Annotated in this window: 20 protein-coding genes and 1 riboswitch; of the genes, 9 read left to right on the plus strand and 11 right to left on the minus strand. The window is 73.7% G+C overall.

Features of this window, described 5'->3' with window-relative positions; translation table 11 throughout:
- Window positions 1–66: 66 nt before the first annotated feature.
- From JEK78_RS17800 to thiO, 3 genes are all read right to left on the minus strand, one after another.
- Complete coding sequence (locus JEK78_RS17800) at window positions 67–861, minus strand: thiazole synthase (protein WP_200260739.1); 795 nt, start codon at window positions 859–861, stop codon at window positions 67–69.
- Between the two features lie 3 nt (window positions 862–864).
- The gene (thiS, locus tag JEK78_RS17805) at window positions 865–1,092 is read right to left on the minus strand and encodes a sulfur carrier protein ThiS (protein ID WP_200260746.1); all 228 of its coding nucleotides are present in this window, start codon (window positions 1,090–1,092) and stop codon (window positions 865–867) included.
- On the minus strand, window positions 1,089–2,309 hold the full coding sequence (gene thiO / locus JEK78_RS17810) for a glycine oxidase ThiO (protein WP_200260749.1): 1,221 nt from the start codon (window positions 2,307–2,309) through the stop codon (window positions 1,089–1,091). Before thiO ends, thiS begins: the two co-directional genes overlap by 4 nt.
- A riboswitch (TPP riboswitch) is annotated at window positions 2,307–2,418 on the minus strand. (Overlaps the previous gene by 3 nt.)
- Window positions 2,419–2,681: 263 nt before the next feature.
- Here thiO and JEK78_RS17815 point away from each other — a divergent pair.
- From JEK78_RS17815 to JEK78_RS17835, 5 genes are all read left to right on the plus strand, one after another.
- On the plus strand, window positions 2,682–3,854 hold the full coding sequence (locus tag JEK78_RS17815) for an FAD-dependent oxidoreductase (protein WP_242483424.1): 1,173 nt from the start codon (window positions 2,682–2,684) through the stop codon (window positions 3,852–3,854).
- 171 nt (window positions 3,855–4,025) lie between these two features.
- The gene (locus tag JEK78_RS17820) at window positions 4,026–4,391 is read left to right on the plus strand and encodes an Rv2175c family DNA-binding protein (RefSeq protein ID WP_200260752.1); all 366 of its coding nucleotides are present in this window, start codon (window positions 4,026–4,028) and stop codon (window positions 4,389–4,391) included.
- A gap of 127 nt (window positions 4,392–4,518) precedes the next feature.
- Entirely contained in the window at window positions 4,519–5,184 is a 666-nt protein-coding gene (gene thiE / locus JEK78_RS17825) for a thiamine phosphate synthase (protein ID WP_200260755.1), read from the plus strand.
- Between the two features lie 226 nt (window positions 5,185–5,410).
- The gene (gene metF, locus JEK78_RS17830; protein WP_200260758.1) at window positions 5,411–6,334 is read left to right on the plus strand and encodes a methylenetetrahydrofolate reductase [NAD(P)H]; all 924 of its coding nucleotides are present in this window, start codon (window positions 5,411–5,413) and stop codon (window positions 6,332–6,334) included.
- A gap of 35 nt (window positions 6,335–6,369) precedes the next feature.
- Window positions 6,370–7,545 (plus strand): hypothetical protein, encoded by a 1,176-nt coding sequence (locus JEK78_RS17835; protein ID WP_347341190.1) that lies wholly within the window; start codon window positions 6,370–6,372, stop codon window positions 7,543–7,545.
- Between the two features lie 28 nt (window positions 7,546–7,573).
- Here the strand turns inward: JEK78_RS17835 and JEK78_RS17840 are convergent, their stop codons facing one another.
- From JEK78_RS17840 to JEK78_RS17860, 5 genes are all read right to left on the minus strand, one after another.
- On the minus strand, window positions 7,574–9,079 hold the full coding sequence (locus JEK78_RS17840) for an NAD(P)/FAD-dependent oxidoreductase (protein WP_200260761.1): 1,506 nt from the start codon (window positions 9,077–9,079) through the stop codon (window positions 7,574–7,576).
- A gap of 796 nt (window positions 9,080–9,875) precedes the next feature.
- Complete coding sequence (locus JEK78_RS17845; RefSeq protein ID WP_200260764.1) at window positions 9,876–10,394, minus strand: pyridoxamine 5'-phosphate oxidase family protein; 519 nt, start codon at window positions 10,392–10,394, stop codon at window positions 9,876–9,878.
- Between the two features lie 101 nt (window positions 10,395–10,495).
- Window positions 10,496–11,158, minus strand: a complete 663-nt coding sequence (locus JEK78_RS17850; protein ID WP_200260767.1) for a TetR/AcrR family transcriptional regulator — start codon at window positions 11,156–11,158, stop codon at window positions 10,496–10,498.
- Window positions 11,159–11,210: 52 nt separating this feature from the next.
- Window positions 11,211–13,295, minus strand: a complete 2,085-nt coding sequence (locus tag JEK78_RS17855; RefSeq protein WP_200260770.1) for a YhgE/Pip domain-containing protein — start codon at window positions 13,293–13,295, stop codon at window positions 11,211–11,213.
- Complete coding sequence (locus tag JEK78_RS17860; RefSeq protein ID WP_200260774.1) at window positions 13,267–14,052, minus strand: ATP-binding cassette domain-containing protein; 786 nt, start codon at window positions 14,050–14,052, stop codon at window positions 13,267–13,269. Before JEK78_RS17860 ends, JEK78_RS17855 begins: the two co-directional genes overlap by 29 nt.
- A 312-nt stretch (window positions 14,053–14,364) precedes the next feature.
- Here JEK78_RS17860 and JEK78_RS17865 point away from each other — a divergent pair, with 312 nt between their 5' ends.
- From JEK78_RS17865 to JEK78_RS17880, 4 genes are all read left to right on the plus strand, one after another.
- The gene (locus JEK78_RS17865; RefSeq protein ID WP_242483129.1) at window positions 14,365–15,030 is read left to right on the plus strand and encodes a helix-turn-helix domain-containing protein; all 666 of its coding nucleotides are present in this window, start codon (window positions 14,365–14,367) and stop codon (window positions 15,028–15,030) included.
- Window positions 15,027–16,364, plus strand: coding sequence for an MFS transporter (locus JEK78_RS17870; RefSeq protein WP_200260777.1), 1,338 nt, complete (start codon window positions 15,027–15,029; stop codon window positions 16,362–16,364). The genes JEK78_RS17865 and JEK78_RS17870 overlap by 4 nt, the downstream gene beginning before the upstream one ends.
- A gap of 454 nt (window positions 16,365–16,818) precedes the next feature.
- Window positions 16,819–17,631, plus strand: a complete 813-nt coding sequence (locus tag JEK78_RS17875; protein WP_200260779.1) for a methyltransferase — start codon at window positions 16,819–16,821, stop codon at window positions 17,629–17,631.
- 280 nt (window positions 17,632–17,911) lie between these two features.
- Window positions 17,912–18,319, plus strand: coding sequence for a DUF3040 domain-containing protein (locus JEK78_RS17880; protein ID WP_200260781.1), 408 nt, complete (start codon window positions 17,912–17,914; stop codon window positions 18,317–18,319).
- Window positions 18,320–18,600: 281 nt separating this feature from the next.
- On the opposite strand, the gene JEK78_RS17885 is transcribed toward JEK78_RS17880, so the two are convergent.
- Genes JEK78_RS17885 through JEK78_RS17895 form a run of 3 tightly spaced genes read right to left on the minus strand, consistent with a single transcriptional unit; the run spans window position 18,601 to window position 23,380 of the window.
- Window positions 18,601–20,985, minus strand: coding sequence for a DUF3488 and transglutaminase-like domain-containing protein (locus JEK78_RS17885; protein ID WP_200260784.1), 2,385 nt, complete (start codon window positions 20,983–20,985; stop codon window positions 18,601–18,603).
- Complete coding sequence (locus JEK78_RS17890) at window positions 20,982–22,352, minus strand: DUF58 domain-containing protein (RefSeq protein WP_200264233.1); 1,371 nt, start codon at window positions 22,350–22,352, stop codon at window positions 20,982–20,984. Before JEK78_RS17890 ends, JEK78_RS17885 begins: the two co-directional genes overlap by 4 nt.
- Window positions 22,349–23,380, minus strand: a complete 1,032-nt coding sequence (locus JEK78_RS17895; RefSeq protein WP_242483425.1) for a MoxR family ATPase — start codon at window positions 23,378–23,380, stop codon at window positions 22,349–22,351. Before JEK78_RS17895 ends, JEK78_RS17890 begins: the two co-directional genes overlap by 4 nt.
- Window positions 23,381–23,561: the final 181 nt, after the last annotated feature.

Here is a 23,561-nt window from a genome sequence, read left to right on the forward strand (position 1 = left end):
ACCGCCGCCGACTCGTGACCCTTGTCGGAGCCGGCAGCCGGTGCCGGGGTGGGGCCGCGTGGGACGTCAGAAGGCGGGCCGCTCCGGATCGAGAGCGGCCCGGCCCGCCGACGGGGACGACGCCTCCGCGAAGTGCCGGCGCGGAATCCGCCCCGCGCGCCGGGCCAGGCGGCCGGCCTCCACCGCGTGCCGCATCGCCTCCGCCATCACGACCGGCTCCTGGGCCCGGGTCACCGCAGAGGCCAGCATCACCCCCGCGCAGCCCAGTTCCATGGCCGAGGCCGCGTCGGACGCGGTGCCCGCGCCCGCGTCCAGGATCACCGGCACGCCGGCCCGTTCCACGATCAACTCGAAGTTGTGCGGATTGCGGATGCCCAGGCCGGAGCCGATCGGGGAGCCCAACGGCATGATCGCCGCGCACCCCACGTCCTCCAGCTTCCGCGCCACCACCGGATCGTCGCCGGTGTACGGGAGCACCGTGAACCCCTCGTCCACGAGCGTCTCCGCCGCGTCCAGCAACTCGACCGGGTCCGGGAGCAGCGTCCGCTCGTCGGCGATCACCTCCAGCTTCACCAGGTCGGTCCCGAGGGCCTCACGGGCCAGGCGCGCGGTGAGCACCGCCTCGCCCGCGGTGTAGCAACCGGCCGTGTTCGGCAGCACCCGGATGCCGAGCCGGCGCAGGACCGACAACACCGAGCCGCGCACGGACGGGTCCACGCGCCGCATGGCCACCGTGGTCAGTTCCGTCCCCGAGGCGATCAGGGAACGCTCCAGCACGTCCAGGCTGGGCGCCCCGCCGGTGCCCATGATCAGTCGGGAGGTGTAGGAGACACCGCCCAGGACGAAGGGGTCCTCGGCCATCGGTCAGCCTCCCTGCACGGCGGTCACGACTTCGACGCGGTCGCCGTCGGCCAGTGGCGTGGACGCCCATCGGCCACGCGGGACGACGGTCTCGTTGAGGGCGGCGGCGACACCCGTCGGCGCCTTGGTGAGGGTGGCGACCAGTTCGTCCAGGGCGGTGCCGGGCGGTACCCGGAGCGCCGCCCCGTTGACGGACAGGGTGAGCGGGCGGGTGGCCTTCGAGGTCGTCAACGCGATGTCTCCGGGGTGGCGGTGTCGAAACGTCTCGGGGTGAAGGGGAGGGCCTCCTGCGGCAGCAGGCCCGTCGTCAGGACGTGGGCCATGACGTCCCCGGTGACCGGGGTGAGGAGAACCCCGTTGCGGTGGTGGCCGGTGGCCGCCAGCAGTCCCTCCACCGCGGTCGGGCCGAGCAGCGGGGCGTTGTCCGGGGAGGCGGGGCGCAGGCCGGCCAGGGTCTCCGTCAGTGGAAGCTCCGTGACGCCCGGGACCAGTTCGTGCGCGTCGCGCAGCAGCTCGTACACGCCGCCGGCGGTCACCGTGGTGTCCCAGCCCATCTCCTCGCTGGTGGCGCCCACCACCAGCTCGCCGTTCTCGCGTGGCACCAGGTACACCGGGTTCCCGCGCACCACGGCTCGGACGGTCCGACTCAACAGGGGCGGCGCGTCGGCCGGCATCGCCAGCCGCAGCACCTGCCCCTTGACGGGGCGCACCGGCGGCAGGGCGTGCCGAGGCACGCCGGCCAGCCGGGCGCTCGCGCTCCCTCCGGCGAGCACGGTCCGCCCCGCCCGCAGTGTCGCCCCGTCGTCCGTCACCACACCGGTGGCACGATCCGCGTCCATGGTCAGCCGAAGGGCCCGTGCCCGGTGGAGCGTCACGCCCGCGTGTTCGCAGGCGGTCACGAGCGCCCGTCCCAGGCGCCTCGGGTCGATCTGGTGGTCGCCGTCGACCCGGAGCCCGCCGCGGACCCCGGGAGCCAGCATCGGCTCCAGGCGGCGGCAGTCCCGGCCGGAGAGCCACTCGGCCGACAGGCCGCAGCGCAGTTGCAGGGCGTGCAGGTCCCGCAACAGGGCGCGGTCGTCGGCGTCGCGAGCCACGGCGAGCGTGCCGCACCGGCGATAGCCGGGGTCCTGCCCGGTCGCGTCGAGGAGTTCGGCGGCGAAGGCGGCGTAGCGGCCGGCCGAGGCGAGGTTCAGTGACAGCAAGGTCTCCTCGCCGTAGTGGAGTTCGGTGACGGCGGCCAGCATTCCGGCCGCGACCCGGGCGGCGCCGCCCCCGGGTTCGGGGTCCACCACGGTGGTGAGGAGTCCGCGCTGTGCCGCCCGCCAAGCGGTGACCAGGCCGATGACTCCTCCCCCCACGACGACCACGTCCGGAATCCGTCCGGGGGTCGCCGTCGCGCGCGGGGACGCTTCCGACCTCGCGCGCGAGGACGACGATGAAGACGACATGGGTGTCCAGCCCCTCCCTTCGCCGGCATGACCCGGATCAGGTGCGTACGGTCGGAGGCCGCCAGCCTCCCTCTCAGCCCGGTGCGTCCGGGCTCCCGCGAGTGCTCTACCGTGGCCACCCTAGCCGTTGGCCCCGCTCGTCGGTAAGGGAGTGCCCCTCATGGCCCGTTCGTCGCACGGACTCCTCCCCGCGGCCGATCGGCCGCACGGGAGCCCGGGACCCCGCACTCCCCTCGCCGGCCGCGCGTCGGCGGGGGCCTCGGGCATCCCGGGCCGTCACTCGGCGGGGTGTTGCCGTCCGGCGCCGGGTCTCCTCTCCGGAGCGATCCGTTGAGCGGGCGTCCGGAGCGGGTGGTCGTGGTCGGAGCGGGCATGGCCGGGGTGCGGACGGCGGTGGCCCTCCGTGAGGGGGGCTTTCGCGGGGACGTCACGCTGATCGGCGCCGAGCCGCATCGACCCTACGATCGTCCGCCGCTGTCCAAGGCCGTCCTGTCGGGCGGTGCGGAGGGGGCGGCCTTCGACGTCGACTTCGAGGCCCTGGCGATCGACCTGCGACTGGGCCGCGAGGCGCTCGGCGTCCGGGTCGACGACCACGTGCTGGAAACCGACGGGGGCCCCGTTCCCTACGACGTCCTCGTGTTGGCGACCGGGGCGAGGGCCGCCCGCCTGCCCGGCACCGACGGCGTCCCGGACGTACACCTGCTGCGGACCCTCGACGACGCCGAGCGCCTTCGGCCGGTCCTCGCCGCCCGCCACGACGTCGTCGTGGTCGGCGCCGGCTGGATCGGCGCCGAGTTCGCCACCGCCGCGCGCGAGGCGGGATGCGAGGTGACCGTCCTGGAGGCGGCGGACCACCCGCTGGCCGAGGTGCTCCCCGCCGAGGTGGCCGCGCCGATGGCCGACTGGTACGCGCGTGCCGGGGCGGTGTTGCGGACCGGGGCCCGGGTCGCCCGCGTCGAGCCCGGGACGGTGGTCCTCGGGGACGGCACCCGGGTGGCCGCCCGGGCGGTGGTGGTCGGGATCGGAGCACGTCCGGCCACCGATTGGCTGACCGGATCCGGGATCGCGTTGGGCGGGCGGGGCGAGGTGACGGCGGACGATCGGCTGCGCGCGAGCGCGCCGGACGTGTACGCGGTCGGCGACTGCGTCTCCTTTCCCTCCGCCCGCTTCGGCGAGCGGTTGTCCGTGCACCACTGGGACAACGCGCTCCAAGGGCCGACGACCGTCGCCGCGGGCATCCTCGCCGACACGCGGGACGCGGCCCCCGCCTACGACCCCGTCCCGTACTTCTGGTCGGAGCAGTTCGGCCGGTACGTCCAGTACGCCGGCCACCACACGCCGGACGACACCCCGCTGTGGCGGGGCGATCCGTCCGACGACGCGTGGACGGTCTGCTGGACGCGCGGGGAGCGTCTGGTCGCGGTCCTCGCCGTGGGGCGCCCCCGGGATCTGGCCCAGGGGCGGCGCCTCATCGCCTCCTCCTCACGCGTGGTCCCGGGTGTCCTCGCCGATCCGGCCACGCAGCTGAAGGCCGCGGCCCGCTGAAGGCCGCTGCCGGGGCCGACTCGGGCGAGCCGCGACACGGGGCCCGGGCGGCGCTCGGGCCGTCGGGCGGTCGCGAGCCGGCTGCCCGTCGGGGCCACCGATGGCGTGACGTCCCGCCGCCTCGGCAGGGTCCGGTTTCCGACTGTCGGCGCCGGATGGCAGTCTGGGGGCGTGACCGAGATTGACACGAAGATCGACGCTCTCGTCCCCGCCTGGCTCACCCTGCCCGACATCGCCGAGATGCTGGGCGTCGAGGTGACCCGCGTCCGGCAGCTGGTCAAGGAGGGCCAGCTCATCGCCGTCCGCCGAGGCGAGAACCGCGCGCTGCACGTACCGGCCGCCTTCATCGACGGCGACCGGGTGGTGAAGGGCCTGTCCGGCACGCTCACACTGCTGCGGGATGACGGCTTCACGGTCGAGGAGATGCTGGAGTGGCTCTTCACTCCCGACCCGACCCTGCCCGGTACCCCCGCCGAGGCGCTGAGCGAGAATCGCGGCACGGAGGTGAAGCGCCGCGCACAGGCGCTGGCCGTCTGATCCGACCGCCGCCGCGGGCCGGGCACCGCCGTCGTGGGGGTGCCCGGCCCGAGAAGCGCGATCGCCGGACGGCGGCGCGAGGCCGGTGTGCCACCTCCGCCCGACACCGACACAGGGGGGACCCCGCATGTCCGACACCTCGGCCACCGTCCATGACCGCCTCGCCGACGCCCGGCTCTACTTGTGCACGGACGCACGCGAGCGCCAGGGGGACCTTCCCCAGTTCCTGGACGCGGTTCTCGCGGCCGGAGTCGACATCGTCCAGCTCCGGGACAAGGGCATGGAGGCGGCCCGGGAGCTGGACCGTCTGCGGGTGTTCGCCGAGGCCTGCTCCCGGCACGGGAAACTGCTCGCGGTCAACGACCGGGCGGACGTCGCCCACGCCGCGGGCGCCGATGTCCTCCATCTGGGCCAAGGCGACCTGCCCGTCCCCGCGGCGCGCGACGTGCTCGGGGCCGACGTCCTGATCGGCCGGTCCACCCACACCGAGTCCGAGGCCGCCGCCGCGGCCGTCCAGGCCGGTGTGGACTATTTCTGCGTGGGGCCCTGCTGGCCGACGCCCACCAAGCCGGGTCGGCACGCCCCCGGCCTCGACCTCGTGCGGTTCGCCGCCGGGTCGGGCACGCTCCGGCCGTGGTTCGCCATCGGGGGCGTGGATTCGGGCACGATCGACGAGGTGATGGCCGCGGGCGCCCGGCGAGTGGTGGTGGTGCGCGCCATCACCGAGGCCGACGACCCCGGCGCGGCGGCCCGGACGCTGGCAGCGCGGCTGCGGGAGGTACCGCTCCGGTGACCGCCCCCCCGGATTCCGGCGGGGCGAGCCGGTCCCCGTCGGCCGCCGCTCGGGTGGGGGGCGCCGCGCGTCCGCGTGGTCGGTCCTCGGGCATGGGACTGTTCTCCGCCTCGGGAAAGGGCGGTTCTCCGCCCTTCTCGTCCACTCCGTGGACAAGAGTCCGACAATACGGACAAAGTGGCTTCTTAGGGTTGGGGTCCCGGCATCCCCTGGCTAATCTGCCCGTATGGCCCTCGGAACCGCATCGACCAGGACCGACCGCGCGCGCGTCGTCGGCGACATGCTCGCTTCCGGCCGGACCACGTACTCCTTCGAGTTCTGGGCGCCCAAGACCGAGAAGGGCGAGCGGAACCTGTGGAACGCCCTGCGCAGGGTCGAGGCGGTGGCGCCCAGCTTCGTCTCGGTGACCTACGGGGCGGGCGGCTCGACCCGATCCGGCACCGTCCGCGCCACCGAGCTGATCGCGTCCGACACCACGCTCACGCCGGTCGCCCATCTCACCGCCGTCGGCCACTCCGTCGCCGAGCTGCGCAACATCATCGGCCAGTACGCCGACGCGGGCATCCGCAACATGCTGGCGGTGCGCGGCGATCCGCCGGGCGACCCCATGGGGGAGTGGGTCCCGCACCCCGAGGGCCTCACCTACGCGGCGGAACTGGTCCGTCTCATCAAGGAGTCGGGCGACTTCTGCGTGGGCGTGGCGGCCTTCCCCGAGATGCACCCGCGTTCACGCGACTGGGAGACCGACGTCGGTCACTTCGTGGACAAGTGTCGGGCCGGCGCCGACTACGCCATCACCCAGATGTTCTTCCAGCCCGAGGCGTACCTGCGGCTGCGTGACAGGGTCGTCGCCGCCGGCTGCGAGACACCGGTCATCCCCGAGGTCATGCCCGTCACGAGTGTGCGGATGCTGGAACGGTTGCCACGGCTCAGCAACGCCTGGTTCCCCGCCGAGCTGCGGGATCGCATCCTGGCGGTGCGGGACGATCCGGCGGCGGTACGCTCCCTGGGAATCGAGTTCGCGACCCGGTTCTGCGCGCGCCTGTTGGACGAGGGCGTTCCGGGGCTGCATTTCATCACGCTGAACAACTCCACGGCGACGCTGGAGATCTACGAGAACCTCGGCCTGCATCACCCCCCGCAGGCCTAGACCGGCCGCGCGCGGTTGCGCCACACTGCGTAGCGGTGACATGGAGAGGGGCGTACATGGGCTGGACGGTCCTCTACATCGCGTTCGGTGTCGTCGCGTTGTGGTTGCTGGGCGAGGTGTTGCTGCAGTACAAAGCGCGGCTGCGGTGGCGGCTCCTCGCCTTCGGCGGGTTCGTCGGCGTCGTGCTCGGCGTGCTGATGCCGTCCGTCGTCGTGATCGGCCTCGGGGCGGCCGCGTTCGCCGTGGGCCAGACCTACGTGACGCTCTCGTTCCGGCAGGGCTTCGTGGCCGGTTGGTCGGTCTCGACGCCGGGCAAGGGTCGTGGTCGCGCCGAGCGGGGCCGTCGGGAGCCGACCCTGGAGGTCTCGGGGATCGAGGTCGCGGGCGAGGCCGCCGGTACCTCCTCCGAGGACGACGACCACATCCACCGGGAAGACCCGCGGGCCGCCCCCGAGGCGCACCGTGTCCACCCCGACCACTCCTCCGCGTACGGCTCGACCGACGAGGACGCCTCGTACGAGCGACACCCCGACCACGACGACACCCCCTACGCCCTTCACGCGGGCCAAGGCGAGCCGGCCTACGCCTACCCCGACCACGACGCCGGGTACGGTCGGACCGACCACGACGCCGAGTATGGCCGGACCGACCACGACGCCGAGTACGGCCGGACCGACCACGGCGGTGCGTCGTACCAGGCCCCGATCGACCACGACGCGCCGTACGGCCTTCCCGGGGCGGGCGAGACGCCCTACGCGTACGTCGACCACGACCCCGACGACGTCTTCACCCCGTCGCGTCCTCCCCTGCCCTCGGGCGAGACCACCAGCATCGGGCCGTGGTACGGAGACATCGACGCGGCCACCGGCGGCGAGGACGGCTACTCCCTCGCCGGCCCCCGCGAGGCGTCCTACGAGCCGCCGTACCACGCCTACGCCCCCCAGGGCCATCACGGCGAACCCGACCACCCCTCCTACCCCCCGTACGCCGACCCCTACGCCGGCTCACCGTCGTCCGACGACGCCTACGCCGCGTACGGCCCCGACGGTCAGGACCACGGCTACCAGGTCGAGACCCCGCCCGGCGGCGTCTGGATGCCTCAGCAGCGCGGCGCCGCCGACCCCTACGGAGGCGAGTCGCAGGACGAGCAGCCCTACCCCTTCCAGAGCGATGGACAGACGCCGTGGGTCGACGAGCGACACAGGTTCTGACACCGGGACGGACGGGGCCCCGCCGTGCTCAACGGGACCCTCGGAAGTCCGGACCCTCCACGATCAGTCCGGCGACCAGGGCGCCGGACATCCCGGCGTGCGGAAGCCCCCCGCCCGGGTGCGACCAGCCGCCCACGGTGAGGAGCCCGGGGACGCGGGTGGTGTTCGCGGGCCGGAGCAGCCGCCCTCCGGCCGCCGCCAACGCGGGCTCCGGAACCGCGCCGCCCGGCGCCCCGGTCGCCTCGGCCACCGATTCCGCGTGTCGTACCTCGTGCCACAGCACGCGCTCGCGCAGGCCCGGTACCCCGCGCGCGGCGGCGTCCAGCAACGCCTCGACCCGGGGGCCCGTGGCGTAGGCCGCGTCGCCGCCACCGGAGGGCACCACGCCCGTGACCGTGACCACCTCGTGTTTGGTGTCCGGGACGAGGGCCGGATCGTCCGGGCGGTACAGCGTCACGGTCGGTCGCGACGCCGGGGCCGGCGCGCTCCCGAACAGCTCCGCCAACTCCGCCTCCCGGTCCACCGCGTGCACCACCGTGCGGTGGGCGGCGTCCGAGGGCCGGGCGCCCCGCAGGGCCAGCAACACCGTCGTCCGGCTCGCCGAGCGATGCCCGGGCGACACGTCCTCGGGGCCGCGGGGCGCCCGGTCGCCGACGATCCGCTCCAGGATGTGCGGGGCCACACCGGCGACCACGAACGCGGCCTCCGTGACACCGCCGTCGGTCAGCTCCACCCCGGCCGCCCGGCCGTCCGCCAGGACGACGCCCGCCACCTCGGCCCCGAACCGGAACTCCACCCCCCGTGCCCGGCATCGTTCGTACACCGCCCGCGCCAACTCACGCAGGCCTCCGCGCACGTACCAGGTGCCGAAGGCGTGCTCCAGATACGGCAGTACGGCGGCGCTCGCGGGGGTTGTCCGCGGGTCGAGTCCCCAACCCAGCGCGTGGCTCTCCAGGAGGGCGACCAGCCGCGGGTCGCGCAGCTCCCAGGTGCCCACCTCGGCGAGCGTCGCGGCGCGTCGGGTGCGCAGCAGCCGCCTACGAGGGACGGCCGGGTAGGGCTCGCGTTCGCCGAGGACCCGCCACCCCGGCCACAACGGCTCCTCCAACAGCGGCCGGCGTGTGCGGTCCCATGCCTCACGGGCCCGGACCAGGAACTCCCCCCACATTCGACCCGCCGGGGCGCCGAGCGCCGAGTCCAGGGCGGCCACCACGCCCGCGCGGGAGGCGTTCGGCAGATCCGCCTCGGTGCCGTCGGCGAAGACGTGACGCGCGGACGGGTCGACCTGAACGAGGTCGACGCAGTCCTCCAAGGGCTCCCGACCGGTCTTGACGAAGAGATCGCGCCACACCGCCGGCAGCGTCAGCAGACCCGGCCCTGTGTCGAAGCGGAAGCCGTCCCGCTCCACCGCGCGCACCGCGCCGCCGTAGGTCTCCGTCCGCTCGTACACCGTCACCCGGTGGCCCGCCGCGGCCAGCCGGGCCGCCGCCGCCATCGCGCCCATCCCGGCGCCGATCACCGCAATCCTTGCCATGGCGGGGACTCTATCCACCGCCCCACCTCCTCTCGCGCCCAGCCGCGGCCCCCGCGTGAGCGAGCGACGGCCCGGCCGCGGAGACGGGCCCCGTGCGGGCTCCGGACCACCGGCACGTGGCGGTCCTCGCCCGAGTCCCGCCACCGGGGCCCGCGCCCCCACTCGGGCGCGCGGATGAGTACGCGTACGGATGGGCGCCGCCCTGCCGGTGTAGGAGGGTGAGGGGGCGGAGCGGGGCACGGGCCGGTGCCGGCGGCACGGGGCGCCGGACGGTCCGGTCACGATCCGCGTTCTCCGTCGATCGCGGTCGGCGGAGCGGGTCAGCGAGTTCCGGCAGGTCCGGGCACGCGACCCGGGGCGTACTGGGGAGTACGAGGGAGCGCCGGTCCGGCGCGGGCTCGCGGGCGACGCGGCCGAGCGGGCCGGGGCTCCCGGCCGCGGTTCGCATCGGCCTGGAGGTCTCCGAGGGCCGGATATGCCGGGACCACGGACCGAGCAGCCCCGCACGCTCGGTACCCGCGCCCGCGACGTTGGCCGTCGGCCGCCTCGGATGTGTGGTGGCCGTCTCCACGACGCCCCAGTCCGCACCGGGCACGACGTCGGTGCCGGGGGCGGCCACACCCCGGTCGCGACGACGAGCGACGCGTACCGGTGCCCCACGCTGCCCCGGCGGCGTTCCGTCCGCGCATGCCGGTGACGATCTCCTCGGCCGAGGAGATCCGCCGCGTCACCGGCCCCGCACCCACGTGTGCGCGGGTGCGGTCCCTCCTCGACGGGCCCGGCGCCACGCCCGGCGTCACGTTTCGGTGAGCTTGTCGAGGTCGGGAGCGTAGACGGTCATCCAGTGCGGGCGCAGCCGGTAGTAGACGACCTCGCGGTCCCAGTCGAAGGCGTCGTCGCCGTAGAAGTCCTGTAAGTAGGCCCGGAGTTCCTCCCAGTCGGCCGTGGTCTCCGCGTCCTCGGGGTTCAGCTCCTCCACCATGCCGTGGGTGAACACCCCGAGGTTCTCGCCGCGCATGTGCGCGACGCTGGCGGCCGGACGGGCCGCGAGGTGACGCGCCTTGGCGGAGTCGCGCGCCGTGCCGAAGTGCCACCGGCCGTGCAGGAAGTGCCCGTCGGCGCCGCTGATACGCGGTTCGCCCTTCGCGGTCACCGTGGAGAGGGCGAGTGTGCACATGCCGGTGAGGACCCCGGTGAGCTGCGCCGCCGTGATGGTGCGGCCCTCCACGATCGAGCGGAGGTGTGCGGTCGAGCCGGAGAGGGAGGTGCCGAGGAGGGACTGGAGCTTGTCAAGTTCTTCTGGGGTTTCGCGCATAGGCCCACCGTAGGCCGCAAACCCGACGTCCTCTGTCGTCATGGCAGCGGCCAGGTCGCTCGACGCGGGCGCGCTCGGCACCTGCTGTCGGCCGTGACGCGTCACGGCCGGTGACCGGAGACCCTGCCCTGCAGGAGTCGGGACAGGGCCGCGTGCACCTCGTCGATCGAGCGGCCCGGCTGGAAGGACTTCCAGTCCAACGCCGCCACCAGCACCATGCCGACGAGGGCGGCGGCGGTCAACGGGATGTCGATCTCCTCGCTCAGCTCGCCGGCGGCCACGCCGTCGCGCAGCACGCCCTCCACGACCGCCACGGGTTCCTCACGGACCACTGTCAGCGTGGACTGCCACGCCCGGTTGGTCCGCCACAGCTCGGCGACGTACAGCTGGGTGAAGGCCGGGTAGCGGTCGATGAAGAGGAGTCCCGCGCGGATCATCGCGTCCAGTGCGTCGACCCGTCCGCCACCTGTCCGCGCCGTGTTCTCCGCCGCTTCCCGGAGCGAGGCGGTCAGCAGCCCCACCCCGTGGCGCAACAGCTCCTCGAAGAGCACCGACTTGCTGGCGAAGTTGTAGTAGACGGTGCCCTTGGCGACACCGGCCCGCTCGGCGATCTCGTCGACCGTGGTGGCGGAGAAGCCCTGTTCGGCGATGAGGGTCACGGCCGCCTCGTAGAGCTTCTGCCGGGTGACCGCCCGCCGCCCTCGTCCCGGGGCCGGCGTCGGGGTGTCGGCGCCGCTCGCGGCGGAGGCGCTGCTGCTGTTCATCGGTCGATTGTCCCGGACCGCCGCCGCGACGTCCCGCCCGGACCGGGCCGGGTCAAAGCGTCAGTTCCGGGTGCAGGCGCTCCAGGGTCCAGACTTGGCCGCGTCGGGCCGCCGACGTCGTGAGGGCCAGGGCGCCGAGGGTGAACAGCGCCAGCACGCCGCACGCCGCCCACACGGGCTCCAGCCCTCCTCCCGTGATCAGCCGACGCAGGGCGTCCACGACGTGGGTCATCGGCAGGAAGGGATGGAGGGCGTTGAAGAAGTCGGGGCTGGTCTGCACCGGGTAGGTGCCCCCGGCCGACGTGAGCTGGAGCATCAGCAGCGCCAGGACCAGGATGCGGCCCGCGGCTCCGAAGCGCGCGTTCAGCCATTGCACCAACGCTGTGAAACAGGCCGTGACCAGGAACAGGAACCCGACCGTGCCCGCCGTCCTGGCCATCTCCAGACCCACCAACCAGTGCAACACCGCCAGCAGCGCCAGCGTCTGCGCCACCCCGATCGCCACCACGGGCAGCCAGCCGGCCAGCGCGATCCGCCAGGGCGAGGCACCCGCCGCGAGGGCGCGCCGGTTCATGGGCGTGACGAGCATGTACGCGACCATGGCGCCCACCCAGAGCGACAGCGGGATGAAGTACGGGGCGAAGCCCGTACCGTAGTTCGGCGCCGCGTGAAGGTTGTCGGTGACCAGCCGGATCGGGTCGGACATCGCGTCGGTGCGCCGGTCGCGTTCGGGCGCGTCGTAGTCGGGGATGCGACCGGCGCCCTCGCGCAGCCCCCCGGCCAACTCGGTAGAGCCGTCCACCAGCCGGTAGATTCCCCCCGTCAGGTCGTCGGCACCGGACTTCAGCCTTGCCACGCCCTCGTCGAGGTCGGCGGCGCCCGTCGAGGCCGTGGCCAACCCGGCGCGCAGTTCGCCGACCCCGGCGGCCACCCGCTCCGCGCCGCTGTTCAGGGAGTCGATCCGGGCGACGGCGTCGTCCAGGTTCTCGGACAGGCGCGGCGCGAGGAGCGCGAGTTCCTCGGCCTCGGCCCGCAGCGCGGCGAGGCGCTCGTCGAGCTCCGCCAGGGTCCGGTCGTGTCCGGCGGCCAGCGCCTCCAGGTCCGCGGCGGCCCCCGCGACGTTCCCGGAGGCGTCCACGGCCCTCGTCAGCTCCTCGCAGGCGTCGCCGACCTCCTCGGCGGTATCGCAGCGACTCCGCCGAACCTCTTCCAGGGCTTCGCGGGCTGCGCGGGCCTCCTCCGCGGCCCGCGGCACGCCTTCCGCGACGTCCTGAAGGTTCGCGCGGACGGAAGCGGCTGCCTCGGCGACGACTCGCGCCCTCTCGGCGACGGCCCGCTCGTTCTCGGCGAGGAAGGGCGAGGCCCCGGAGATTTCCGCGACCCGCTCGGCGAGTTCCCCGGTTCCTCCGGCGACCTGCCGAGCCCCTTCCTCCAGATCGAGTGCACCGGCGTGCAGTCGTCGCACGCCGTCGGACAGGTCGCCGCTGCCGTCGTGGGCGTCCTCCAGCCCGTCGGCCAGGTCCGCCGCCCCCTTCTCCGCCTTCCCGATGCCGCTGCTCAGGTCGTCCGCTCCCGAGGCGGCCTCCTCGGTGCCGTCGTGGATGTCGGAGAAGGACACGAAGATCCGGTCCAGGAATCCCCGTGACGCCTCGGTGGAGGCCGCGCGGCGCACCTCTCCGAAGACGGTCCGGGAGATCTGCCCGACGACGTAGTTGTTGGCGTCGTTGGTGCGCACCCGCAGCGCCCCCGTCTCCGGGGCGGAGCCTTCGCCGCCGGAGGCGATCCGCTCGCTGAAGTCCGCCGGCAGCGTCAGGGACAGGTAGTACGTTCCTTCCTCGACACCGCGTCGTGCCTCGTCCGCGTCCACCTCGTGCCAGTCGAAGGTGTCGCCGCCGAGGAGCCGCTCGGCGATGTCGTCGCCCGCGGCGACTTCCCTCCCGTCGGCGACCGTGCCCCGGTCCTCGTTGACCAGTGCCGCCGGGATCCGGTCGAGGCGGCCGTAGGGGTCCCAGAAGGACCACAGGTACAGGGCCCCGTAGAGCAGGGGAAGCACCAGCAGGGCGACCAGCGCGGCCCGCGGGAGGCGTCCTCGCCCGAAGCGCCTCAGCTCAAGCGCGGCCAGCCTCGGCGAGCCCATCGCCGGCCTCCTTCCGCCCGGCACCGTGTCGCGCGGCGAGTGCCGTGGGTTCCCCGAACTCCGGCCGGGTGGGTACGGTCACCGCGCGGCCGGGGGCGTGGCCGCACACCACCACGACCGTGGTGCCGGAGTCGGCGATCGCGGTCAACAGGGACCACACCTCGCCCCGCTCGGTCGGGGAGAGCTTGAGATCGGCGTCGTCCACGCCGAGCAGGCGGGGCCTTCCCAGCAGGGCCAGGGCGACGGAGAGGCGCAGCGCCTCCGCGCGCTCCAGGTCGCGGACGGTCGTGCGGGGTCCCTTGGGGAGCCGGTCGAGGTCGAGCCGGGCGGCGGAGAGGGCGTCGTCGACGATACGCGACGATCTCTCCCGCCGCGCCGCGCGGGGTCGCGGCAGGCCGCGGAGCGGGTCGCCGAAACGCCGCTGCGAGAGCGCCCGCTCACGCAGGTGCTCCCCGACGGTGAGAGCCGGGTCGAGGTCGGTCACGCCCGGCACGTGGGCCAGGGCGGCGACCCGACGCACGGCGCCCATGTGTCGGGGGAGCGCCATCCCGCCCACGGAGGCCGTCCCCTCGCCGGCGCGCATCCGTCCCGTGAGGGTGAGCAGGAGGCAGGTCCGGCCGGACCCGGAGGGCCCTTCCAGGGCTATCAGCGATCCCGGTTCGGCGTCCAGGGAGACGCCGTGGAACACCGGTCCGCGCGGTCCGCGCAGCCCCAGTTCCCGGGCCCTGACCTCCAGACCGCGTGGCGGACCGTCCACGATTCCCCACCCCCGGGCGACGTTTCTGTACTGACTGGTCAGTGCAGAAACTAGCCCGATCGCTCAGCCTGGGCAAACGCGCAGGTTGTCCGGTCTCTGTTGACGTGGCGAATGTCGGCCGTAGTCGGCGAGCTGTGCGCCGGTTGTCTCGGTGAGGTTGGCGAAGTTGGCGCACGCCATGCGTAACGGCTGCCTGCCGCCCTTTCCGATCTTGCTCATCAGTCGGTCGATCGATGAGTACAGGGTGGCCTGCACAGGCTAAACCGCAAAGAGTTCTTCGCGAAGAACTCTTTGCGGTTTAGCCTGTGTGGTGTGACCGACGCGATGAAGAGGCCAGAGGGCCCGAACCATGAAGAGGACTCCGTTGTCCTGGATGCCAAGGGGCTGCGTGCCATGGCGCACCCAGTGCGTGTGCGGCTGGTGGGGCTGCTGCGGAAGTACGGCGCATCGACAGCCACCCGTCTCGCGGAGCGGCTGGGCGTCAATTCCGGGACAGTCAGCTATCACCTGCGCCAGCTCGGCGCGGCTGGTTTCGTTGAGGAGGACGCTGAGCGCGGCAACGCGCGAGAGCGCTGGTGGCGCTCGGTACATCAGGTGACGGAGTTCAACGAGCGGGAGCTGGCCGATCGAGAGCCCGAGGCCATCCTGGCCTTCCTGCAATCCGTCGCCACCACCTACACCTTGCGCACTCAGCAGACGCTGAACGAGTTGCAGACGATGCCCAGGGCGTGGCGGAACTCCTTCGACATGAGCGACTGGGCCTTGCGGCTCACGCCCGAAGAGGCTGTCGCCCTGCGGCAGGAGTTGAGGGCCGTCATCTCCCGGTACCGCAGAGACACGCCCGAGGCGGCGGCAAGTGCCCCGGAGGGTGCCGGACGGGTCGGCGTTATCACGCAGATGCTGCCCGAACTGGATGCGCCTGCCGCGTCGTCGCTCCCTTCCAGCCCTCAGGACGAGGAAGGAAGCCCGACGTCATGACCCACGACGCTTCGGAGGCTGGCGGCATACCCGGCAAGAGGTCCTTACGGCCGCTGGGCGGGGTGCTGGCGGCCATGGTTGTGTCGCTGACCGGTACGCGGATCTCCGTTGTGGCACTGCCCTGGTTCGTCCTCGTCACAACCGGCAGTGCCACCCAGACTGGGCTGGTCGCCTTCTGTGAGATGGCGCCCTACGTGGTGGTCAAGGCGTTCACCGGGCCGTTGGTGGACCGGATCGGCCCGCGGGCCGTTTCCTGGACCACCGATCTGGCCAGCGCCACCGCCGCCGCCGCGGTCCCCCTGCTCCACGCCCTGGACCTGCTGTCCTTTCCGCTTCTGCTGGTTCTCGTCGCGCTGATCGGCGCGGCCCGGGGACCCGGAGACCTGGCCAAGGAGGTGATGGTCCCGGAGGCGGCCGAGCGGGGCCGGGTACCGCTGGAGCGGGCCACCGGTCTGGCCGGTGTGATCGAGCGACTCGCCTCCACCGTCGGCCTGGCGCTCGGCGGATCCCTGGTCGCGCTGCTCGGTCCGCTGACCGGACTCGCGGTCAACGCCGGCTGCTTCGTTCTTGGATCAGTGATCATCAAACTCGCGCTGCCTCGCGGCATGGGGCACGCGGTCGAGGCAGCCCCCTCACCGGCCGGGGAAACGGAACCGGGCTACTGGCGACGGTTCGGCGAAGGCTTCACCTTCCTGCGCGGCGAGCCGCTGCTGCTCACCGTCATCGTCATGTGCGGCATCACCAACCTGCTGGACGCGGCGATCACCTCGGTGCTCGTACCCGTCTGGGCCAGGGAGTCCGGCAACGGGCCGACCGCGATCGGCCTGATGGGCAGCGTGATGGGGGCCGCGGCGGTCGGCGGGAGCCTGATCGCCGCGGTGGTCGCGCACCGGCTGCGGCGGCGAGTGGTGGTTCTCGCCGGGTTCCTGCTGGTCGGGGCGCCGAGGTTCCTGATCCTCGCCTTCGATGCCCCGTTGGGGGTGGTACTGGCCGTCTTCGCGGTCAGTGGGTTCGGTGGTGGCTTCGTCAACCCAGTGCTAGGGGCCGTCCTCGTCGAGCGGGTGCCGCGCCGGATGTTGGGCCGGGTCAACGCCCTTGGTGACTCGCTGGCCTGGGGCGGTATCCCCCTCGGTGGGCTGCTCGCCGGGGCGGCGGTGACCGCTGTCGGACTCGTGCCCGTACTGCTCGCTTGCGGCGCCGCGTACTTCCTCACCACGAATCTGGCCGGACTTCGGCCGGAATGGCGCGAGATGGACCGCACACGTGGGCGGGGCGTCGTGAAGCCGCATTCCAAGGAAGGCGCCTCACAAAGCAGTGTGAATGCCGCGACATGACCTTTACGGCAGGGAGGGGGATCATCCGGCCTTCTTCTCCCTCACACAGCTCCTTCTGACCTCGCCCACGCTTCACAAACACCGGCGTGCCGGGCACCACTCGTCTCGGTGACCTTGGCGGAATTGGCGAACTGGGGGGCGGTTCAGACGGACCGAGCCCGCTGGCGGAACCCCGGAAGCGCCATGATCACTGAGACGGCGACACCGCGAACCTCCCAGTGATCATGGCGAACCGCAGCTCAGAAGATGCCTCTCTCGCCACCCTCGCTGAGAAGGAACAGCGCAGGTCGAAAGCCTCGTGTCGGGTGCCCGCACGTGGTCGGCGAAGCGTCCGACGCGCCGAAGGCAATAGGGTGGGGGCGCCTGTGACCCCCCTCGCCGTGCACCGGTCGGGGTGGGCAGACCGATCGCTCCGCCCCGTCAGAGGCGGTGCCGCGCCGAGGAGTCAACCGCCGTGCCGGACCCCATGCGCCCGCCAGCCGACCACCACCACCCCGCTCCGCCGGTCGCCGACCCCTCCCGCCCTCGGGCGGCGGTCCGCACCGCCGTGGTCTGGGAGGTCCTCCAGGAGGCGTTGGACGCGCGGGTCGCAGCCGCCGGACGCCCGGTGCTCGACGTACTGGACGCGGGCGGCGGCAGCGGCAACTTCGCGGTGCCCCTGGCCCGCCTCGGTCACCGCGTCACGGTCGTCGACCCCAGCCCCGACGCCCTGTTCGCGCTGGAGCGTCGCGCCGCGGAGGCGGAGGTCGCCGAGTCGGTCCGGGGGGTGCAGGGCGACGCCCACGGTCTCTTCGAGGTGGTCGACAGGGGAGGCTACGACGCGGTGCTGTGCCACGGCGTGCTGGAGTACGTCGACGACCCCGCCGAGGGCGTGCGCAACGTCGTCGCCGCGCTTCGTGACGAGGGTGTGCTCAGTCTCCTCGGCTCCGGCCTCGGCGGTGCCGTGCTCGCCCGCGCCCTCGCCGGACACTTCACCGAGGCCCGCCACGCCCTCGACGACCCCCATGGACGCTGGGGCGCGGGCGACCCCATGCCGCGCCGTTTCACCGTCGAGCACCTCACCGGCCTGGTGGAGAGCGCCGGTCTGCGGGTCGACGCGGTCCACGGCGTCCGGGTCTTCGCCGACCTCGTGCCGGGAGCCCTGGTCGACACCGAGCCCGGCGCGATGGAAGCCCTGCTGCGGCTGGAAGAGGCGGCGGCCGAACTGCCCGCGTTCCATTCCGTGGCCACCCAACTGCATGTCCTCGCGCGGCGGCCGGGCCCCTGACCCGGCTCGTGGGGAGCCGCTCCGGGGGCGCTCGGGACGAGGCCGGCGACGGAGTCCGCCGCGAACCCGCGCGCGGTCGCCCGGCGCCGTATGATCGAGGAAGACCGCCCGGCATGACGGGCCGGCCGCCGGGGAATGGGAACTACGGCGAGTCGGGATGTCCACGGCGGAGACCGGTTGGCCGATTGGCGCAGAGGGGCGGGTTTCACGGGGGCGATTCCCTGCCTATCCTGAAGGGACCCCCGGGTCGCCCCGGCGACTGCACGATGAGGAGGACGCCGTGCCGCTCTCGGAGCACGAGCAGCGCATGCTCGAGCAGATGGAGCGAGCGCTGTACGCCGAAGATCCCAAGTTCGCGACGGCGCTCGAGGGAAGCGGGCTGCGTACGTACACCCGGCGACGGGTCTACCAGGCGGTCGCGGGCTTCCTCGTGGGTATTGCGCTTCTCATGGCGGGCATGGTCGCCCAGCAGGTGTGGCTCAGTGTCATGGGATTCCTCGTCATGCTGGGCTGCGCCGTCCTCGCGGTGACGGGGTGGCGCAAGGCCCCGAAGCCGGGCGAGCGGGAGGCCGCCGGGGCAGTGCCCCAGTCGGCCGCGGGCCGCCCGGGCAGGGCGAAGCGCTCCGTGATGGATCGCATCGAGGAGCGCTGGCAGCGCCGTCGGGACGAGCAGCAGGGCGGCCACTGACCGCCGCCCGCCGGCGGTCGGCGCTGGTTCGGTGAGGTGTCGCCTCGGAGGGGCCGCCGCAGGGCGACCCCTGCTACGCATGCCTCCACCGTGACCCTGGTGTCCCCGCCCTCGGCGGTGACAAGATCTCGAACACTCGTCCGGACGCCTCGACCGGTGCCGACACCGACGCGCGCCGCGCCCCTCGAAACGAGTGGCCCGCGGGAGGCGCCGGGGCGGCGGACGGCACCGAGGGCCGGTTGCTTCCCGAGGCCCCGCCCCCCGACGCGTGGTGACCGGTCTCAGTCGCGCCGCCCCGGCGCCCGCGGCCGGCGCACCCGCGCGACGGCACGACGCGGCGATCCCCTCAGGCGCTCGCCGACGGCCCACACCGCCCGCACGCTCGACCTTGGAGCCAGGACGGCCCGCCACCGAGCGGCTCGACCCGCCGCGGCCCGGAAACCGGCGATCACCCGACGCGCGTCGGCCGCCGGATCGGCGACCTGGCCCGGCACCGGGGCGTAGAGCGTCCGCTCCACGTCCCGCGCGATCCGGTCGAGCGAGGCCTCGGCGGCCGGGCCAAGAACCCCCAGCCGGGTCATCCGGGCCGCCGCCGCACGCGGTGTCTCTGACTCGCGCGGCGCGATGCCGAGGTCCCAGGCCGTGTCCGTCAGCTCCCGCCAGGCCGCCAAGGCGCCCGATCCGTCGGCCGCCGCGCCCCCTCCGCCCACTTGGAGCCTCACGGCTCGGGTCCGCATCCGCCACAGCATCGGAACCAGCGGGACCGCCAGGATCAGAAGGGCTCCCAGCCCCCGCGTCGCCAGGGTGCCCCAGGGGGGGCCGCCGGCAGCGGAGGGGGGCGCGGCCTCGGGGGAGGAGCTCGCGCAGGAACCGGGCGAGTCCGCAGCGGGCGCACAGCTCTCGTCGTCGGAGAGGTCCTCCGGGGGGGAGATGGAGGACCCTCGGGAAGGAAGCGGCGCGTCCGGCGTGGTGGCACCCGGCGCGTTCGCCACCGTGTAGGGAGGGGCGGAGCCCCGGGTCGGCGTGGGCTCGAAACGGGTCCAGCCGACCCCCTCGAAGTAGAGCTCGGGCCAGGCGTGGGCGTCCCTGAGCCCCACCGAGATCGTGCCGTCGGGTCGCGGGGTGCCCGGGGCGAAGCCCACCGCCACCCTGGCCGGGATCTCCAGGGAGCGCGCCATCGCTGCCATGGTGAAGGAGTAGTGGACGCAGAATCCCCGCTTGTCCCGCAGGAACCGACTGATCGCCTCGGGCCCGTCGCCGAGCGCCACCTCGGTGTCGTAGGCGAAGCGGCCGTCGGCGGCGAAGTACTCCTGGAGCATGACCGCCCGCGCGTACGCCGTGGACGCGCCCGAGGTCACCGCCCGCGCCGTGCGTTCCACCACCGCCGGGACGGAATCCGGCAGGCTCGTGTACTCCCGGGCCACCGCCTCGGGCGGCGGCGGCGCCGCGGCGAGCCGCTCCGCCGTGGGCAGCACTTCCAGGGCGTCGACCTCGTACGTGAGGCCCCGGGTGTTCTGGCCGTGGTCCCCGATCAGCGTCATGCCGGTCGGTTCGTACCGCCAGTCCCCCTCCACGCGTACCCCGATGGGCGGGTAGGGCATCGGCAGCCAGTCCTGCGCGTACCAGTCCGCCGCCGAGACCGTCGCCGAGACCTCCTCGCGAGGGACGTCCGGACCGAGGCCGGCCGGCGCGGGGAACGCTCCTGCCGGCACATCGATGATCCGGCGTTCGGCGGGCGTCCAGGTGGCGCCGTCGAAGACATCCAGGGAGACGATGCGCAGGTAGAGGCCGCTCGGGACCGCCGCGTCGGTCGTCACCGACAGCACCTCGCGGTCCTCGTCGGCGTTCAGACTGTCGCGGAGCGAGACCAGCGGGTTCACGGCGGCGATGGTGCCTCCCCCGCCGTCGGAGGAGGCACGCGCCCCGGCGGGGTCCAGCAGGCCGCCGTCCATCGCGGGCAGGGTGAGCGGTACCAGCAGCGCGGCGCCCAGCACCGCGGCTCCGATCCGCCGCCCGGCGCGCGCCGGTGCTCCGGCCGACCTGCCCGGTGCGGGCGGGGAGCCCCGCGCGGCGCCGAAGAACCGCCCCCACCGCGCCAGCCGGTCCCGCCCGTCGGCCAGGAGCAGCGACAGGTAGCCGGCGGCCGCGATCAGGAACCAGAACCAGCCCCCGGAGCCGTCGGAGAGCCCGGCCGCCACCGAGTACACCGCCAGCAGCGGCAGCCCCGCCGAGGCGGCGGCGCGGAACGTCACCGCGAGGGCGTCCACGCACACCCCGATCAGCAGGACGCCGCCCACCAGCATCAACCGTATGCCGTCGGACTCCAGGGGGGCGGGAACGGCGTACCGGACCATGTCGTCGCCGCCTTGGCGCAGCAGTTCCGCGAAGCGGACGAGGACCGCCGGGCCCGGAAGCACGCCGGCGACGGCCTGCCCCCGCGCGAAGGCGAGAGTGAGCAGCACCAGTCCGACCGCGGCCTGCGCCGCCGGCACAAGGGCGCGGGGCACCGACGCCCGACGCGCCCCCATCCCCACCGCGGCCGTGACCGCCAGGAAGAAGGCGGCCTGCAGTATCCAGACGAACGGATCGACCAGCGGCAACAGCGCGCAGGACGCGGCGAGCGTCGCCGCCCACGCGCGCACGGCGAGCCGTGCCTGTCCGCTCACCACGCTCCGGCCCCGCCACCCGCCGTGACACCGCCGCGGCGCTCCCGGTCCGCCTGCCGCCACGCGGCTTCCAGGGAGGAGCCCCGCGCGACCCTCACCACGGTCCACCCCGCCTCCCGCAGTGTCCGCTCGCGCGCGTCGCGTTCCGCTTCCGGTCGAGTGGGCCCCTCCGTCCCCGCCGTCGCCCACTCCTCGCGTTCGAGGAGGAGGCAGAGCGCCTCGCCCCCGTGCCGTCGCATGGCGGCGACCACCAACGTCTGTTCCTCGTCGAGATCGCCGAGAAACGCCACCAGCAACCCCGCGGATCCGTCCCTGAGCACGTCGTACGCGGGAGAAAGGTCCCTCTCGCGGGACCGTTCCACGACGGCCAGGGCGTCCATGAGAGCCCCGGCGCTCTCCGCCGACTCCTGCCCGATACCGCCGAAGCCCTCGCCGCCCTCCGCTCCGGGCGTCGTCCGGCCGGTGTCCGTGACCAGGCGGACCGAGAAACCCCGCTCCAGCATGTGCGCCACCACCGATGCCGCCCCCGAGACCGCCCATTCGAAGGCGGAGGACGGGCCCGACCCGGAGTGGGCCGCGGCGCGGGTGTCGAGCAGCACGGTGCAGCGGGCGCGCCGGGGCTGCTCCTCGCGGCGGACCATCAACTCGCCGTGACGGGCGGTGGAGCGCCAGTGCACCCTGCGCAGATCGTCTCCGTGGCGGTAGCCGCGTGGGATGACGTCGTCCTCCCCGGTGAGCGCCGGCGCGCCCCGCCGTCCGTCTCCGTACCCCCGTGCCTCCCCGCCGAAGCGGACCGGGGGCAAGGGTTCGACGCGCGGGACCACCAGCAGCTCGTCGGGTGGGGAGAAGGCACGGGTCAGCTCGCACATCCCGAAGGGGTCGGTCAGACGGAGACGGAGGGGCCCGAGCGGGTACCTGCCCCGCAGGTCGGATCGGACCCGGTAGGACACCTCGCGCCGGCCGCCCGCCTCCACCCGGTCGAGGACGAAGCGAGGTCGGGGCCCGAGGACGTACGGCACGCGGTCCTCCAGCATCAGCAGGCCGGTGGGAAGCCGGGAGACGTTCTCGACGTCGAGATGGACGCGGGCCTCGCCGCCGACCGGGACGCGGCGCGGGGTCAGCCGTCGGCCGCTCGCGACGCGGTGGCGGGTGCGGTGGAGGACGGCGGCGCACACCGGCGGGAGCAGGGCCAGCAACAGCCCCACCCGCAACAGGGCGTTCTGTCCCAGGAGGTAGGAGCAGGCGCCGGCGGCCACACCGGCCGCCAGGAAGGAGCGCCCACGGGTGGTCAGACCGGCGAGGACCGACCGGATGCCGTCCAGGCTCGGGCGAGGGGGCCGGGAGCGAGGCGGCCCGACGCCGTTCAGCGGGGCCTCCGGGGTCGGGATTCGGGGCCGTCCTCGCGCGCACGGCGGCCGGTCGTGTGCTCCGCGGTCGCGGGGATCGGAGTGCGCAGGACGATCTCCCGGACGACCTCCTCCGAGGTACGGCGTTCGAGCAGGGCCTGGGCCGTGGGCAGCAGACGATGGGCCAGGACGGCCACCGCGAGGGTCTGGACGTCGTCCGGGGTGACGTACTCCCGGCCGTCCAGGAAGGCCGTGGCCTTCGCCGCGCGCAGCAGGTGCAGCGTGGCGCGCGGCGAGGCGCCGAGTCCGAGGTCGGGGTGCGCGCGGGTGGCGGAGACCAGTTCGACCGTGTAGCGCCGGAGGGACTCGGCCACGTGCACCCCGCGCACGGTGTCGATCAGCTTGACGATGTCCTCCGCGTGGGCGACCGGCCGCAGGTCGTCCAGGGGGCTCGCGCCACCGTGCGTGTCGAGCATGCGCAACTCGGCTTCCGGGGAGGGGTATCCCATCGAGACGCGCGCCATGAAGCGGTCCCGCTGCGCCTCCGGGAGCGGGTAGGTGCCCTCCATCTCGACGGGGTTCTGGGTCGCGACGACGAGGAAGGGGCTGGGCAGTCGGTGGGTCCGCCCGTCGATCGTGACCTGGCGTTCCTCCATCGACTCCAGCAGTGCGGACTGGGTCTTGGGGGAGGCTCGGTTGATCTCGTCGCCGATCACCACCTGGGCGAAGATCGCGCCGGGTTTGAACTCGAACTCCTGGCGACGCCGATCCCAGATGGAGACCCCGGTGATGTCGGAGGGCAACAGGTCGGGTGTGAACTGCACCCGACGCACGGAGCAGTCGACCGACCGGGCCAGGGCCTTGGCCAGCATCGTCTTGCCCACGCCGGGGACGTCCTCGATCAGGAGGTGTCCCTCGGCGAGCAGGACGGTCAGGGCGAGTCGCACGACCTCGGGTTTGCCCTCGATCACCCCCTCCACGGAGCGGCGCACCCGCTCGATCACCGGGGCCGGGTCGGCTCCCGTGCCCGCGTGGTCCCGCGTGGGCACGTCCTCACGGCTCGCCCGATCGTCATAGGTCGTCACCCGGCCCTCCTCGGCCCGTCCCTCGCGCCCCTCCGGGCCGCGAGGGGTCACCCCCGGATCTGCGGACCGCGCCGAACGGCGGGCGGCCCTCCCCGGAACACGTCCCCGGAACACGGACGTCCGCGTCGCCAACGGTCCGCGCGGC

The organism is Streptomyces sp. HSG2 (assembly GCF_016598575.1).
Classification (GTDB): Bacteria; Actinomycetota; Actinomycetes; order Streptomycetales; family Streptomycetaceae; genus Streptomyces.